The following is a 14,873-nucleotide window of genomic DNA, read 5'->3' on the forward strand; positions in this document are numbered from 1 at the left end:
TCGCCGATGCATTCCATGGCCCCCATCGTCCTTGTCCTGTTGGCCGCCGTGCTGGTAGTCACCTTGTGCCGAAGCCTGAAGGTGCCGGCCATGCTCGGCTATCTGGTGGTGGGCTTCCTGACCGGCCCGGGTGTGATGAACCTGATCCCGCAAGGCAAGGAAACCGCCTTTCTCGGCGAAATCGGCATCGTATTCATGATGTTCAGCATCGGCCTGGAGTTCTCCCTGCCCAGGCTGAGGGCGATGCGGCAACTGGTGTTCGGGGTGGGATTCGCCCAGGTGGCGCTCACCATGCTGCTGGTGGCGATGGCCATCGCCTATCTGACCGGCAGCCCGCTGACAGGTTTCGCCATCGGCGGCGCATTGGCGATGTCGTCCACCGCCATCGTCAGCAAGCTGCTGGCGGAAAGGTTGGAGCTGAACCATCCGCATGGCCAACTGGCGATAGGCGTGCTGCTGTTCCAGGACATCGCCGTGGTGCCGCTGCTGATCATGCTGCCTGCCTTCGCCGGCGGCAGCGACACGCTGTGGCTGGACCTGGCCAAGGCGGGCGGCAAGGTGCTGGTGGTGCTGGCGCTGCTGCTGTTCTTCGGCCAGCGCCTGGTGCGGCCGTGGTTCCACCTGGTGGCGCGCCAGCGTTCCGGCGAGCTGTTCATGATCAATGTGCTGCTGGTGACGCTGGGCATCGCCTGGATGACCGAGCTCTCCGGCCTCAGCCTGGCGCTGGGCGCCTTCGTCGCCGGCATGCTGATCTCCGAAACCGAATACCGCTACCAGGTGGAAGAGGACATCAAGCCTTTCCGCGACATCCTGCTGGGCTTTTTCTTCATCACCGTGGGCATGAAGCTGGAGCTGTCGGTATTGTTCGGCCGCTTCGGCGATGTGCTGTTGCTGTTGGCCTTGCTGCTGCCGCTGAAACTGGCGGTGGTGTTCGGCCTGGGGCGGCTGTTCGGCCACCGCTCCAACGACGCGATGCGCTCGGCGCTGGCGCTGGCGCAGGGCGGCGAGTTCGGCTTCGTGCTGCTGTCGCTGGCGCTGAGCCTGAACCTGGTGGCCGCGCCCATGGCCCAGGCGGCCATCGCCGCCATCCTGATCTCGATGCTGGCGGCGCCTTTCCTGATCATGCACGGCGAGCGCATCACCCGCCGGTTGATCAAGCAGGACTGGATGCTGCAGTCGCTGGATCTGCACCAGATGCTGGTGGCCAGCATGGGCAAGGACGACCACGTGCTGATCTGCGGCTACGGCCGCAGCGGCCAGGCGCTGGCCCGGCTGCTGGAGGCCGAGAAGATCAATACCTTCGCGCTGGACATGGATCCGGAGCGGGTGCGCGAGGCGGGGGAGGCCGGCGATCCGGTGGTGTTCGGCGACGCCGGCAAGAAGGAGGTGCTGCTTGCCGCCGGCCTGATGCGGGCCAAGGTGGTGGTGGTGACCTTCGCCGACACCCACGCCGCGCTGCGCATCCTGCATGCGGTGCGTGAAGTGAGGCCGGAGCTGCCGGTGATCGTGCGCACGATAGACGACAGCGAGATGGACGTGCTGCGCCAGGCCGGCGCCGACGAGGTGGTGGCGGAGGTGATGGAGGGTAGCCTGATGCTGGCCTCGCAGGCGCTGCTGGAGGCGGGCGTGCCGCCCAGCCGCGTGCTGCGGCGCATCCGCGCGGTGCGGGAGGAGCGCTACGACCTGTTCCGGGGCTTCTTCCGCGGCAGCAGCGACGAGACGGAGAGCCTGGAGGAGTCGCTGGTGCCCCGTTTGCTGAGCGTGCAGGTGTGCGGCGGCGCGGCGGCCATCGGCCAGCCGCTGGGCGCGCTGGGCCTGGCCGGCCTGGGCGTGGAGCTGAAGGCGATCCGCCGCAATCGCGTGCGCCGCACCGATTTCGACGACAGTTTCGAAATCTCCCCGGACGACGTGATGGTGCTGCTGGGCACGCCGGAACAGCTGGCGCTGGCGGAGTCCCGGATACTGCAGGGCGATTGAGCGCGGCAGGGCGGTGATTGCGCGAGAGGCGCGCCGGCAACGAAAAGCCCCGGGAAACCGGGGCTTTTCGTTTGAGCCTGGGGCTCAGGGCAGGATGGTGGTGATCTGCTTCTGCAACTGCTGTTTCAGCGCTTGCTGCTTTTCGCCCTCGGTCTTCTTGCCCTTGACCAGTGCGTTGAAGTCCAGCGCGTACACCGGCGAGTTGAGCGGGCCGGTGATCTTCAGCGGCACGTTGACGCCTTTCAGCCGGACGAACTCCTGCGGATTGGCCTGCACGTCCATCGTATAGTCGACGATGCTCTGCTTCAGGTCCACCTTGCCGCCGCCGTTGACGTTGACCAGCTGCGAGGCCAGCTTCAGGTCCTGGCTGCGCGCTACGCCGCTGTCCAGCTTGAAGCTGGTGGACAGGGTGGAGAAGGTCGTCTTCTGGTCGTTTTGCGCGGCGGCGTTCCACTCTTTGAGCTCGGCCGGCAGGTTTTTCAGCGCGGCCACCAGGTCGATGCCGGTCAGCGCGCCGTTGTTCAGACTGAAGGAAGCGTCGCCGTTGAGCGTGTTGCGCAGCTCGGCGAAGGACTTGCCGTCGGCGTTGATGTCGATCTTGCCGTTGCCCTTGCCGTCCAGGCGGTTGAAGTTGAACAGGTCCGCCAGCAGCGGGCGGATCTTCATGCCCTGCAGCGTTTGCTTCACTTGCAGATGCGGCACGTCGCGCCGGCTCAGCGAAGCGTCGCCCTGCAGGCGGCCGTCGTAGATGTCGGCGGACATCTGGTCCAGCTCCAGCGCGCGCGGATTGATGCGCACATTGCTGGTGATGTGGTTGATGCGGAAGCGGCCCATCGCCAGCTCGCCTATCGCCACCTTGCCGTTCAGGTCGAAGAAGTCCAGCCAGTCCAGCGGGATTTCATTGGTGTTCTGGAAAATGGCCACCGGATCGCCCTGGGTTTCGGGCAGGTAGCGGTTCAGGTCCAGCTTGCCGATGGACAGCATCGCTTCGTGGCGCGGCTTGATCAGGCCGTACTGGCTCAGCGTGGCCGACACGTCGGAGCCGTCCAGCTTGCCGGCGACGCGCAGATTGAAGCGCGGCTCGTCGATGTCGCCGTCCAGCGCGCCTTCCATGCTGGCCACCAGGCGGCCGCGCGGCAGCGCCGGCGTGGTGATAGTGCTGGTCAGCTTCAGCGGCTGCATCAGCAGCTGGTTCATGCCGGCCAGCGACAGCGGCGCGTTCAGCTTGACGTTGACCTTGCTGGAGCCGGCCAGCCAGTTGAACTCGCCGTCCAGCTTGTCGGCGTAGAGGCCGCTCTCGCTCAGCTTCAGATTGTCCAGCGCCGCCTGCAGCTGGTACTGGCTGCGGGCGTAGCTGAGCTTGGCGCTGAGCGTGCCGGACGGCATGGTCAGCTCGCGCAGGCTGGCGTTGATCTGCGGCAGGGTCAGCTTGACCTCGCTGCTGGGACGCTCGCTGGTGAAGCTGACGGTGACGTCGCTGCCGGTGGCTTGCAGCGACGCGAAGTTGAGCTTGTACTGGCCGGCGACGGTCAATTTGGTTTCGCCCAGGCCCGGAATGGTGCTGATCGCCACCGCTTCCAGCTCGGGCAGGCTGACCTGGTCGTCCTGTATCGCCAGCGGGGTGGTCAGCGCCAGGCGCACCGGACGCTTGTCGTCGTCCAGAATGGCGCCGAAGCTGACGTCGGCGGTGCCGCGCAGGTTGTCGGCGTCCAGGCTGATGCTGGCTAGCCGCTTGTCGGTGTGGGTGAGCTGGTCGGACAGCAGCAGCGTGCCTTCGCGCATGGTCAGCCGGTCCAGCTTGAGGATGTAGCTGTCCTGGCGGCGGCGCTGGAACAGGTCTGCGATGTTCAGTTGCCCGTCCAGGCCGCGGCTGACGCCGGCGCTGGGGCCGTACAGATCCAGCGCCTTGACTTCGCGGTTGCCCAGCAGCAGCGGCAGCCAGGCCAGCGACACGCGCAGCATTTCCACGCGCGCGAAGGCGTCGGGCTTGCCGGGCTCGCTGATGCTGAGTTTTTCTATTTCAATGCCGGGGTAGGGGAAAACCTGGGGCGTGATGCGGCCGTCGATGCGGACGCTGCGCCCGGTGTCTTGCAGGGCATGGGTCAGGCTGCCGCGCACGGCAGCTTCGTCGAATTGCCAGTAGATCAGCGCGCGGATCAATACCAGCAGCAGGACCACGGCCAGGGTGCCGTAGGTCGCGATTCTTAGCCACAGCCGGCCGGAGTTCAATTTCATCGGGATCGCTCGGAGAGGCCATGCATGGAGTTGTCTGGGAGGTGCGGGAAGCCTGTGGAGCGGGTGAAGGGAATCGAACCCTCGTCGTAAGCTTGGGAAGCTTCTGCTCTACCATTGAGCTACACCCGCGCGCTTCTAGAGCCGACGAATTTAGCGGGTTTCGCCAGGATTGGCAAGATTTTGCGGCGCAGCAAAATCACCGTTCGGGTTCGATTTCGCCAAGGCGGCGCGCTTTGTTTTCCTAAGTGATTGATGCGAAAGGGTTCGCGTGGGGTCGGGGCTGGCTCCGCGCGGGAGGGGAGGCAAAGCGGCCGCGGCCGGGGCGCGACCCTCGTTGTCAGCGGCCTGGCCGGTACCACAGCCTGGCGTCGTCCAGGGGGGTGTCTTTCGGCAGCATCGGATTTTCCAGCTGGATCAGCGTCCGGTTGTCCAGCTCGGCGCGCCGTATCGCCGCGCCGTAATGCTGCAGGAAAAATCTGTCGTAGGAGCCGTCCTTCAGCATCCGGCGCATGCCTTCCTCCACGCGCTTCGCCAGTTCGGCTCCGCGTTCTCGGTTGAAGAAAAAGTAATACGGCCACGGGTAGTAGAGCAGCAGGGTCTTGTCCACGGCCAGGCCGGGGTAGCTTGGCGAACGGCTGTCGAATTCGGAAAAGATCTCGCCGATGCCGCGCGGAAACAGGTCGAAGCGCTTCTTGTCCAGCATGGAGAACAGCAGTTCGTAGCCGGCTTCGGTCACCTTGATGCCGTTGTAGCGGTAGAGCGGGATGTCTCCCCAGCCCAGCCCCTGGCCGACGCGCAGCCGGCGCAGGCCTGCCAGGTCGCGCACGCCGGCTACGGCAGCCTGGCGGTCGGCCGGGATCAGCGCGATCCGATAGCTGAGCAAGCCCTTGTCCAGCGGGATGCGCACGGCCAGCATCTGCCGCTCGCGCTCTTCGGTGGCGGAGCTCCAGACCACGTCGAGATTGCCCTGCTGCAACTCCTGCAGGTAGCGGGACTCGTTCATGATCCGGGAGGAGGGCTGGAGCGCGGCGGGGCCGTATTTGGCGTTGGAGTGTTCGATGGCTTCGCGCAGCAAGTCGAGGTAGGGTTGGAAGCGGGTCTCGGATCCCTGTGGAAAGGCCGGATAGCGGATGAGCGCAGGCTCTCCCGCCGCCATCGTCGTCGTCGTCCATGCCGCGCATAGCAAGGCAGCCAGCCGCCGGCGGCTCGGGGCGGCGGGGCGCGTTCGGCGTTTCATCGAGTGGTCGGTCGGGGGCGGCTTCATCGCGGTGAGGGGGCTGGCATATCGTTAGAGGCCGTTCGGGGTTCAGTTCCGTGTCGGCTGCTGGAAATACTCCATTTGCCGGCGCAGGCTGTCGGCGCGCTGTGCCGTCTCGTGCGCGGCAGCCGACAGCTCTTCGCTGGTGGCGGCGTTGTCCTGGGACAGATGGCTCAGGCCTTGCATCACCGAGGTGATGTTGCCGACCTGGCGGGCCTGGGCTGACGCGTCCCGGGAGATGCCTTCCACCAACTCCCGGGTTTCGCGGCTGGAGGCGACGATGGCGTCCAGGCTGGCGCCGGCGCTTTCCGCCAGTTGCACGCTGCGGGCGGCCACCTGGCCGATTTCCTTTGCGGCATCCTGGCTGCGTATCGCCAGCTTGCGCACTTCGTCGGCCACCACGGCGAAGCCTTTGCCCACCTCGCCGGCGCGCGCGGCCTCGATGGCGGCGTTGAGCGCCAGCAGATTGGTCTGGTAGGCGATGTCGTCGATGATGTCGGTGCGCTGGGCGATGCGGCGCATCGCCTGTATCGCCTCGCCGACCACGCGGTTGCCGGCGTCGGCCTGGTTGGCGGCTTCGTTGGCGATGTCGCCGGTATGGCTGGCCTGGTCGGCCATGTCGAACATCTGGCGGCTGATGTCGTTCACCGTCTCGCAGGTCTGCTCGATGCTGGCCGAGGTGCCGCAGGCGCTGGCGGACAGGCTTTGCGAGGCGGTGTTCAGCTGCAGCGAGGCGTTGGCCACCGCGTCGGCGTCGGTCTGCACTTGCAAAATCACGGCGGACAGCTTCTCGCCCATCTTGCGGATGTGGGCGGCGAGACTGCGGGTATCGTGTTTGGCCAGCGGCAGGGTGAAGGCCAGCCTGCCGTCGGCCAGTTCGCGCATGCCCTGCGCGACGTCGTCCGGTTCCGCGCCCAGCGTGCGGATGACGTCGCGGGCCAGCAGGATGGACGCGCCTATCGGCAGCAGTAAGGCCAGCAAGCCGGCCAACGCCAGCCAGCCCTGGCGGCGGGCGTGTTCGGCCTGATCGGACGCGCGCTGGCGGATGTCGTCCAGCAGTCGCCGCTGCAAGCCATACAAGGCGTCGAGCCGCGCGCTGGCGGCCTGGAACCAGGCGGCAGGGGAAAGCCGCTGCTCCACCGCGCCGGGCTCGCGCTCCAGTAGCGCGTCGCGCATGGCTTCGAAGTCGCGGGTGGATTGCAAGGCCTGGGCCAGGGTGGAGGGATTGCCGCCATGCTGCAGATACAGCTGTTCGCACAAGGCCTCCTGCGATACCACCCCGCTGACCCGGCGGACGTCGGCCACCGTCATCCGGCGCGAGGACAGCACGCCGTTGACCAGGCCCCGGGTCCGGCCGGTGTATTCGCTTTGGCACTGCAGCGCCGACCATTGCTGCACGCTGGCCCGGATGTCCTCGCTTTGCGCGTCGAACAGCGCGACCACGCCCGACAGCTGCTCTATCATCGCCGAATAAGCGGCGAACATCTCCAGCGGCGCGATGCGGTGGATATTGACGCTCGCGCGCAGGCGCTCAAGCCGGTCCGCGGCGGGCACGCTATCGTCGATGAAGGCGCGCAGCCGGGGCTTCAGGCCATCGCCCGGCTGCCGGCGCAACCTGTCCAGCAGCGCGGAGGCTTCCGCGCGGCGCTGGCGCAGCGCGTCCGGCATCGGCGCGGAGGCGTTCAGATAGCCGTTGCTGAGGCCGCGCTCGCTTTGCAGCGCGTGTATCAATTCCCCGATCAGCGCCGCGTTGTCGGCCAGCTTCACGTCCTGTTGCAACTGGTCCGCGGCATGCCGCCGATCCATGGTGTAGGCGGCGCCGCCCGCCAGCAGCAGCAGGGCCAGCGGCGCGGTGAGCAGCACCAGCCGATGGACTAATTTCAAACGATAGGGCATGGCTGGGTCATTCCGCGAGATGCTTGAAGCGGTCCACTAGCCGGACCAGTTCTCCGGCGGAGGCGTTCAGCCGGTCTGACAGCTTGGCCACTTCCTGCACCAGCGAGGCGTTGTCCTCGGCCAGCGAGGCGATCACGCTGATATTGGTGGCCACCTCGTTGCTGGCCGAGGTCTGTTCGGCCATCGCGGTGGCGGTGTCCTGGCTCTTGTTGGCGGCGTGGCCGGCTTCGGCATGTATTTGCTCCAGGTCGTCGACGGTGCGGCTGACCAGCTGCAGTCCGGACTCCATCCTGTCCTGCGCCTCCTGCATGTGATGGGCGGCGGTCTGCGTTTCGCCGCGGATGTCTTCGATCAGCGCGGTGATGTCCAGGGTTTCCTTGCCGGTGCGCTCGGCCAGTTTCCTCACCTCGTCCGCCACTACCGCGAAGCCGCGGCCCATCTCGCCGGCGCGCGCCGCCTCGATGGCGGCGTTCAACGCCAGCAGATTGGTCTGGTCCGCGATCTCGCGGATGGCGGTGATGATGGAGCGGATGTCTTCGGACTTTCGCTGCAGCGATTCGATGCGGTTGCCGGCGTCGCCGAGCACCGACGAGGTCTGGTGCATGGCCGAGGTGGTGTCGCCCATGCGTTCGCGGCCGTCGTGGACGCTGCGCTGCATCTGCTGGGCCAGGGTCAGCGATTGCTGGGTGTTGTTGGTGACCGACTCGATGCCGGCGGACATCTGCTCGACGGCGGCGGCGATTTCGGTCGCCGACTGGCTTTGCGTCTCCGAGGCCTTGGCCGCCCGCTCCGCGATGTCCAGCATGCTGTTGGCGGCGTCCACCAGGGTATGGGCGTTGCGGTTGACTTCGTTCAGCGTGTGCGCGAAAGCGTCCACCAGGTGGTCGAATGCCTGCCCCATGCGGGCGATTTCGTCATGGCCGCGGATCGTCGCCCGCGGGCGCAGGTCGAAATCCTGGCTCATCGACGTCATCAGCACTTCCAGCCGCTGCACCGGCATGTGGATGCCGCGGTAGATGGCGAAACCCAGGCCGCCCAGCAGCAGGATGACCAGCGCGGACCCGCCCAGCGTCAGCGCCAGGTCCGAGCGCGCCTGCGCCACCTTGACGGCCACCATCTGCGCCATCTGCCGCAGCAGCTGGTCTTGTCCGCCCTTCAGCGCGTCGATGCGCCTGGTGGTGGCCTGGAACCACGCGGCCGGCGCCACGCCCACCGGCTGGCCCAGGGGCTGGCTCATCACTTTGGCGCGCAGCGCCTGCACGGCGCGGGTTTCGTCGCCGCCGTCCAGCGCCTCCTTCTGGCTGCGGAGGGCATCGTCGGCGATCAGCTTGAACTGGCTGGCGCAGGCGTCTTGCTTGGCGATCAGGCTGGCGGCCTGCGCGTGGCTTTGCTGGTTGAGCACGCCGGTCTGCAGCAGGCCGTTGACATAGCCGCGCTCCCGTCCCGCGAACTCCTTCTCGCATTGCAGATTGAGCAGGGCCATGGTGCTGCGCAGCAGGTCGCCGTCATTGTTGGCTTGCGCCAGCCGGGCGATCAGTCCGATCAAGCCGTCGATGTCCTTGGAATAGGCCGCGAAGGCGTCCGGGGCGGCGATGCCGCGCTTTTCGACATCCGCGCGCAACTGGGCCAAGCCTTGCAGTTGGCTGTTCAGCGCGCCCAGCGTCTCTTTCAGCCGGCTGTCGCCCAGCTCGCCGCTGGCGGAGGCGAAGCCGGCCAGCGACTTGTCGCCGTTGGCGCGCGCCGCCTGCAATGGCGGAGGCAGCGCGGCGGCCTGCCCGCTGAGGAAGCCGTTGCTGAGGCCGCGCTCGGTCTGGAGGTCGTGTATCAGCTGGCTGGAGTCGCCGGCGATGGCGATCAGCCGGTCCGAACGTTGCAACTCGTTCAGGGTTTGCAGGCGGTCCAGCGACAGGATGCCGGCGAGGCCTACCAAGGCCAGGGAAAAAGGCAGCAGCAGCAATAGCAGCTTGCTGGCGATCGATAGCCTGGACAGCATGCGCTTCTCCCTTTTGGGGATGGTGGGATCCGAATGCCTTGAATGTGGGCATCGGATTTCACTATAGGCAAAGTCGCCGAGGAGGCTCGCTGGAGATGGGGATCGGATGAGGCCGTTTGCCGCGAAGCCGGCGGGGGGCCGAGGCGCGCGCGCCGTTTCGGCTTCAATATGTTGCTATCGGTTGGCCTTGTCGCTCGCCCCCTGGCTTTGGCGGGGGTGTGTCCGGCAAAGCCGGGCGACGCATGCAGGGCGGCTGATTTGTAAATTCTTGGTGACATAAACTTGCCCCAGGAATATGCTAAAAGGTTTCTTGATGGGTTTTGGCATGGCGAACGTCCTGGGGAGGCCGTTTGCGTGAAGGCGAATGACGGGAAGAGGCGGTCGCCTGTTTCCGGGGAACATAAAGAGGGTGGGCCGGGCGGGGTATATGGGGCCGGTGGCGCGTTGCGAACGACGCGGACCGGCGGCGCATGTATTCGGTTTGGGTGGTGGGCAAATGCACAAGATATTACAAATACTGTCGTGGCTGCCATTGGCGGCCTGTCTGGGCATGCCGGCGTTCGCCGCGGAGGCGGTGAGACCGTATCAGGGGCCGCTCAAGTGCGCGGCGTCGGAAATGGAGGACATGTGGCTGGACCAGCGTCTGGGCTGCCTGAAGTCCGGCAGCCGGTTCATCGTCAACGCCGCTGGAGCCGAGGGCGCGGTGCAGGACATGGCCTACGTGGTCAACGAAGCCATCTATGACAAGGATTTCTACCTGATCAACAACCGCAAGGTTCGTTATTTCCAGTCCTTCTTGTGCGTGCGCAACCATCCTCAGGGCGTGCGCTCGCTGTTTCTGTCCGGCGATCTGGCCAATGCGCTGGAGCTGAACAACCTGGGCCGCAAGCCGGCCGGCATCGGGCCGACTTCGGTGAACATCTCGGGGGGCGACAGGGCGGGCGGCGTCGCGACCACCTGCGATCCGGCCAAGCATCCGCTGATCGTCGATTACAGCAGCGGCAAGGTGGAGTCGGTCAATCCGCTGGCCCTGCAGACGCTGCACGTGTACGAGCTGCCGTACAACTGAGCCGGCCGTCTTTTGCGCGGCCTAGACTTCTCCGGGGCGCAGCCAGACCGATTTGAAGTCGAACCAGCCCATGCTGTTGAGGCGGAAGTCTTCGATCTGGCCCGGCCCCTTCAAGCGCAGCCAATTGTGGAACAGCGGCAGCATCCAGTGCCGCCTCACGGTCTGGGCGGCCAGGCTGTGCGCCTGCTCCTCGCCGCGGCGCCAGCCGCGCAGCCATTGTTCCAGCGGCAGCGCCGGTTCCAGGCAATGGCGCAGCAGCGGCGTGCCCAGCAGCCAGGCCGGCACCGCGTAGTCTATGTCGCAGCTGAAGTTGACCGTGCCCAGCCATAGATCGGCTTTTTCCCGGCCGAACTCCCAATCCTGATAACTGCATGTCCGGCACTGGACGGCGATGCCGTGCGGCGCCAGGCATTCGGCGATGGCGGCGGCGATCTGCCGGTATTCGGGGTGCTGCTCGTAATAGGCCAGCCGCAGCGCCGGGAGGCGCGGCGCCGGCGAGGGCGTCTCCGGCCGGCTGTGGTGCCAGCGCGGCAGCAGGCCGGCCGCGGCCACCCAGAACTGGCGGGCAGCGGGCGGGGTTTGCTGCATGATGGCCAGCGGCGTCAGCGCCTGGGCCAGCCATCGCCGGACGGCGTCGTCCCGCATCAGGGGCGAGCGGCCGTCGCACAGCAGGAAATAGACGCCGGTTTCCAGCGACATTTCGGTTTGCTCCTGCGCCGGCCGCGGATTGATTTCCACGGTCAGATCGCAGATGCCCTGAACGTCCAGCTCCAGTTGGTCTCCCAGCTTGGGCACCATCCAGATGTCCACCTGGTCCAGCAGCGCGCGGTGGCCGAAGTAGTCGTCGAAGGCTTGCAGCGACAGCCGGTGAGCATCGTTGATCGCCACCCGGTAAGGTCCGGTGCCGACGGGATGCGAGGCGAAGCCGGGGCGGGCGCCGTGGTCGGCCGGCAGTGCCAGCGCGGCGGGGTCGGCCAAGAGCCGGGGCAGCCGTAGGTCGGGCTCGGACAACTGGATGGCGATGCTGCGCGGCGATAGCCGGCGCATGCCCGTTAGATGGGAAAACAGGGGCTGGGTGCGCAAGCGTTCCAGGGTGGCGGCGATGTCGTCCAGGCTCAGCTCGCGGCCATCGTGCCAGCGTACCCGCGGCCGCAGGTGGAAATGCCACTCCCGCTCCGAATGCTGTTCCCAGTGATGGGCGAGATCGCCTTCTATTTCCCCTTTTTCCTCGTTTAGCCGGGTCAGTCCGTTGAAGATCTGGGACACCAGATGACGCTCGGAGCGCCTGAGCGGCGTGCCGGGCATCAGATTCGGCATGGGCCGGTAATAAGGCACGCCCAGCACCTGGCGGTCCTGGCTCCAGCGGTGGCCCAGGCGGGACAGCAGCAGCGGCGCCAGTTGCCTGGGATCGTCGTCCAGCAGCGCCACCGCCTGCTCCACCTTACCCTGTTCCAGCAGCGCTTCGGCTTGCCGCCGCTGCAGCTCTCCTACGCTGCGCAGGAAACGCAGGCCGGAACGGCTGCCGCGCCCGGAGCGGGCATCCCATTCCAGCCAGCCCAGCCCCTGCATCTGGACCAACAAACTGCGCATGTGGCGGCGGGTGCAGCACAGCAGGTCGGCCAGCTGCTGCAGCGAGGCCTCGCCATCCTGGCCGGCGAAGCCCTGGCGCAGGCGGCTGTATTGTTGCAACAGGCGGTTATGGCTCATAAAGGGGAAATTTGTAGGAAAAAGTCAGCAATTTTTTGTTCATGTTATCAGCGCGACAATGCGGCATCCAGCACGAGGAGTCCAAAATGGAGCCCAAATCATTGTCGCGTTTTTTACATGATTATCTGAGCGGACAGCGCCCGTTGTTCGGCATTGATCCTCAAGAGGCCTTGAGCCGCCTGAGTGAGGTGATGCAATGGGACGACGAAAAAAAAGACGGCCGGGATGAGCCGGCCGCAAGCGGAGGAACAAGGGATTGGGTCGGGTCCGCGAGGACGCGGACCCAGGGCGATCAGCGCAGATAAGGCAGGTAGGGCGCTTCGTCGCGGATGGCGTAGGTTTTGCCGTTCAGGCCCACCGTGTAGTGGCTGGGGCCGGAGATCGGCAGGTAATACACCACGTCCAGCGTCACGCTTTGCCCGGCGCCCAGGCTCTGCCAGCTGGGCAGCTTCACCGACACGCGGTTGAAGTCGCCCTTCAGGCCGCCGACGTTGCTGCCGCTGTGGCCGGCGCTGATCACCTTGAGCCCGAAGCCGGACTGGTCGGCGATATTGGCCGGCGCCGAGGTCGGCACGTCGAACTGGAACTCGGTGCCGCCGGGCAGCATGGTTTGCGAACGGTTGACGATGGTCAGCTTGGGGTTGATCGGATAGTTCTGATCGCCCAGCTTGAAGCCGCCCAGGCTGAAGCCCACGTCTATCGCCGCGGTCGGCGCCGGCGCGGCGTCGGCGCGGCGGGCGCTGACCTTGGGCGGCTGGCTGAAGGTGTTGTACAGCAGCGAGGTCAGCGTGGTGCCGATGAAGTACTCGCCCTGGCCGTTGTTGCGCTGGGCTTTCCAGTCATAGTCGCCGGCCAGTTCCCAGAACATCACGCCGCCGACGTTGTTGGCGTCTATCCAGGCGGCCTTCTGCGCGATCGACTGCTCGTCCTCGGTGGACAGGAACACCTTCTTGCCGGCGTTCCACAGCCACGGAGCGGCCAGCGCGCTGTTGTAGCTGCGCTGGTAGCTGCCGGAGAGCTGGTTGATCGGCAGCGTGGTGTCGATGCCGTAGGAGGCGAGGTAGCTGCCGGCCAGGCCTTTCTCCAGGTTCTTGGCGTGCCACATCGGGTTGGAGCCGCCCGGGATCTCCTTGCCGCTGTCGTCCAGGTCGTGCCAGATGTTGTCGATGCCCACCGCGCCGTCGCCGCATTCGGTCAGGCCGGTCGGGCAGTTGCTGCCCACCGAGCTGCCCCACAGGCCGTTGCTGCCGCCGGTGACGTTTTTCCAGCCGCGGGTGTAGTAGGGCACGCCCATATTGACGCGCGAGGCCGGCAGGCCGCCGCGGTAGTAGTGGTAGGCCCAGTCGGTGTTCAGGTAGCCGATATTGCCGTACTGCGGCGTGCTGTACACGTTCCAGAACGCCAGTTCGGCATCCTTGCCGTCATCGTACAGCGCGGCGTTGGGGCCGACGAAGCGGTTCCACGCGCCGTGCAGGTCATACGACATCACGTTGACGAAGTCCAGATACTTCAAGCCCTGGAAGGTCTCCATGCCGCGCAGCAGGTAGCCGGAAGCCGGCACCGCGGCGGTGATCTGGTAGTAGCGGCCGTCCTGGGCGGCGGCGCGGTCCAGCCGGTCGCGCAGCGTCTGCAGCAGCGCCACGTAGCCCTTGGTCAGCGAGCCCAGGCGGGCGTTGGAGAAGCTCCAGTCCAGCGGATTGCCGGCGTTGTTCATCGAGGTCGGGTATTCGAAATCGATGTCGACGCCGTCGAAGCCGTACTTGCGCAGGAAGGCGACCGCGGAGTCGGAGAAGGCGTTGATGCCGGCCTGGTTGACGGTGCCGTCGGCGTTGACGGTCATGCTGTAGAAGCCGCCGCTGGCCACGCGCTTGCCGCTGGCGTCGAAGTAGCCGCCGGTTTCGGCCCAGCCGCCCACCGAAATCAGCGTCTTCACGCCAGGATACTTGCGCTTGTACTGGGTCAGCAGGTTGAAGTGGCCCTTGTACGGCAGGCTGGCGTCCATCTCGGCGCCGGCCACGCCCGGCCAGGTCATGTCGGTGGCCGGGTTGCCCGGCGCGGCGTCATTGACCGACAGCTTGTTGTCGCCGTCGACATGGGCGAAGGCGTAGTTGATGTGGGTGAGCTTGTTCCAGGGGATGTCGCTGGCCAGATAGGCCGGGCTGCCGTCCTTGCCGGTGCGCCAGCTGGTGAAGTAGCCGATGATGCGGCGGCGGCTGCCGTTGGCCAGCTGTTCCGAGCCGCCTTGCTTGTAAACCGCGCAGTAGGGAACGTCCACGCCCTGGGTCTGCGCCAGCGCCTCGGGCCGGCACAGCGCGTTGCCGGTGGGAGCGGGCACCTGCACCAGCGGCGGATCGACCGGCGGCGGATTGCCGCCGCCGCACTGGCCGATCAGTTGCCAGGGGCTGGCGTCGCCGGCTGACGGCGTATTGCCCTGGGTCCACCACTTGGCTTGCCAGGTCTGGTTCTGGTAGCTGACGCGCTGGCCGCCGGTGTAGACGGTCGTGGCGTTCCAGGCAGGGTCGGCGCAACTGCTGTCAGCGGTCTTGAGCAGATAGGAGGAATGCGCCGCGGGGAACGGGGCGCCGGATGGCACGGTGCCGGCCACCAGCGCGACGCCGCCTATGGCGCCGGCCGCCAGGCCGCTTTTCACAAGCATCAGGGTCTTGCTCACTCGGTATCTCCCTATTGTGATTGGGTGCGAAACAAGCGCTTGAGTTGTATTGAAGTGGTATTGCAAA

General features: G+C 66.3%; 8 protein-coding genes and 1 tRNA gene. 2 read left to right on the forward strand and 7 right to left on the reverse strand.

The window, feature by feature from the left end; genetic code table 11:
• Positions 1 to 6: 6 nt before the first annotated feature.
• Positions 7 to 1,977: a cation:proton antiporter gene (locus tag VL52_RS03385; protein ID WP_046155707.1), complete on the forward strand. Its 1,971-nt coding sequence runs from the start codon at positions 7 to 9 to the stop codon at positions 1,975 to 1,977.
• A gap of 84 nt (positions 1,978 to 2,061) precedes the next feature.
• Here the strand turns inward: VL52_RS03385 and VL52_RS03390 are convergent, their stop codons facing one another.
• The 5 genes from VL52_RS03390 to VL52_RS03410 all read right to left on the reverse strand — a co-directional run bounded on the left by VL52_RS03390 (position 2,062) and on the right by VL52_RS03410 (position 9,359).
• Entirely contained in the window at positions 2,062 to 4,212 is a 2,151-nt protein-coding gene (locus VL52_RS03390) for an AsmA family protein (RefSeq protein ID WP_046155708.1), read from the reverse strand.
• A 55-nt stretch (positions 4,213 to 4,267) separates the two neighbouring features.
• Positions 4,268 to 4,341: transfer RNA gene (locus tag VL52_RS03395), tRNA-Gly, on the reverse strand.
• A gap of 208 nt (positions 4,342 to 4,549) precedes the next feature.
• A complete protein-coding gene (locus tag VL52_RS03400; protein ID WP_235429186.1) occupies positions 4,550 to 5,449 on the reverse strand; it encodes a transporter substrate-binding domain-containing protein in 900 nt (299 codons plus the stop codon).
• Between the two features lie 69 nt (positions 5,450 to 5,518).
• Positions 5,519 to 7,366: a methyl-accepting chemotaxis protein gene (locus tag VL52_RS23090; RefSeq protein ID WP_052729085.1), complete on the reverse strand. Its 1,848-nt coding sequence runs from the start codon at positions 7,364 to 7,366 to the stop codon at positions 5,519 to 5,521.
• 7 nt (positions 7,367 to 7,373) lie between these two features.
• Complete coding sequence (locus tag VL52_RS03410) at positions 7,374 to 9,359, reverse strand: methyl-accepting chemotaxis protein (protein WP_046155710.1); 1,986 nt, start codon at positions 9,357 to 9,359, stop codon at positions 7,374 to 7,376.
• 496 nt (positions 9,360 to 9,855) lie between these two features.
• Here VL52_RS03410 and VL52_RS03415 point away from each other — a divergent pair, with 496 nt between their 5' ends.
• On the forward strand, positions 9,856 to 10,428 hold the full coding sequence (locus VL52_RS03415) for a hypothetical protein (protein ID WP_046155711.1): 573 nt from the start codon (positions 9,856 to 9,858) through the stop codon (positions 10,426 to 10,428).
• Between the two features lie 21 nt (positions 10,429 to 10,449).
• Here VL52_RS03415 and sgrR read toward each other — a convergent pair whose 3' ends face one another.
• Positions 10,450 to 12,135, reverse strand: coding sequence for an HTH-type transcriptional regulator SgrR (gene sgrR / locus VL52_RS03420; protein ID WP_046155712.1), 1,686 nt, complete (start codon positions 12,133 to 12,135; stop codon positions 10,450 to 10,452).
• Between the two features lie 292 nt (positions 12,136 to 12,427).
• Entirely contained in the window at positions 12,428 to 14,806 is a 2,379-nt protein-coding gene (locus tag VL52_RS03430; protein ID WP_052729087.1) for a glycosyl hydrolase family 18 protein, read from the reverse strand.
• Positions 14,807 to 14,873: the final 67 nt, after the last annotated feature.

The organism is Chromobacterium vaccinii (assembly GCF_000971335.1).
GTDB lineage: Bacteria > Pseudomonadota > Gammaproteobacteria > Burkholderiales > Chromobacteriaceae > Chromobacterium > Chromobacterium vaccinii.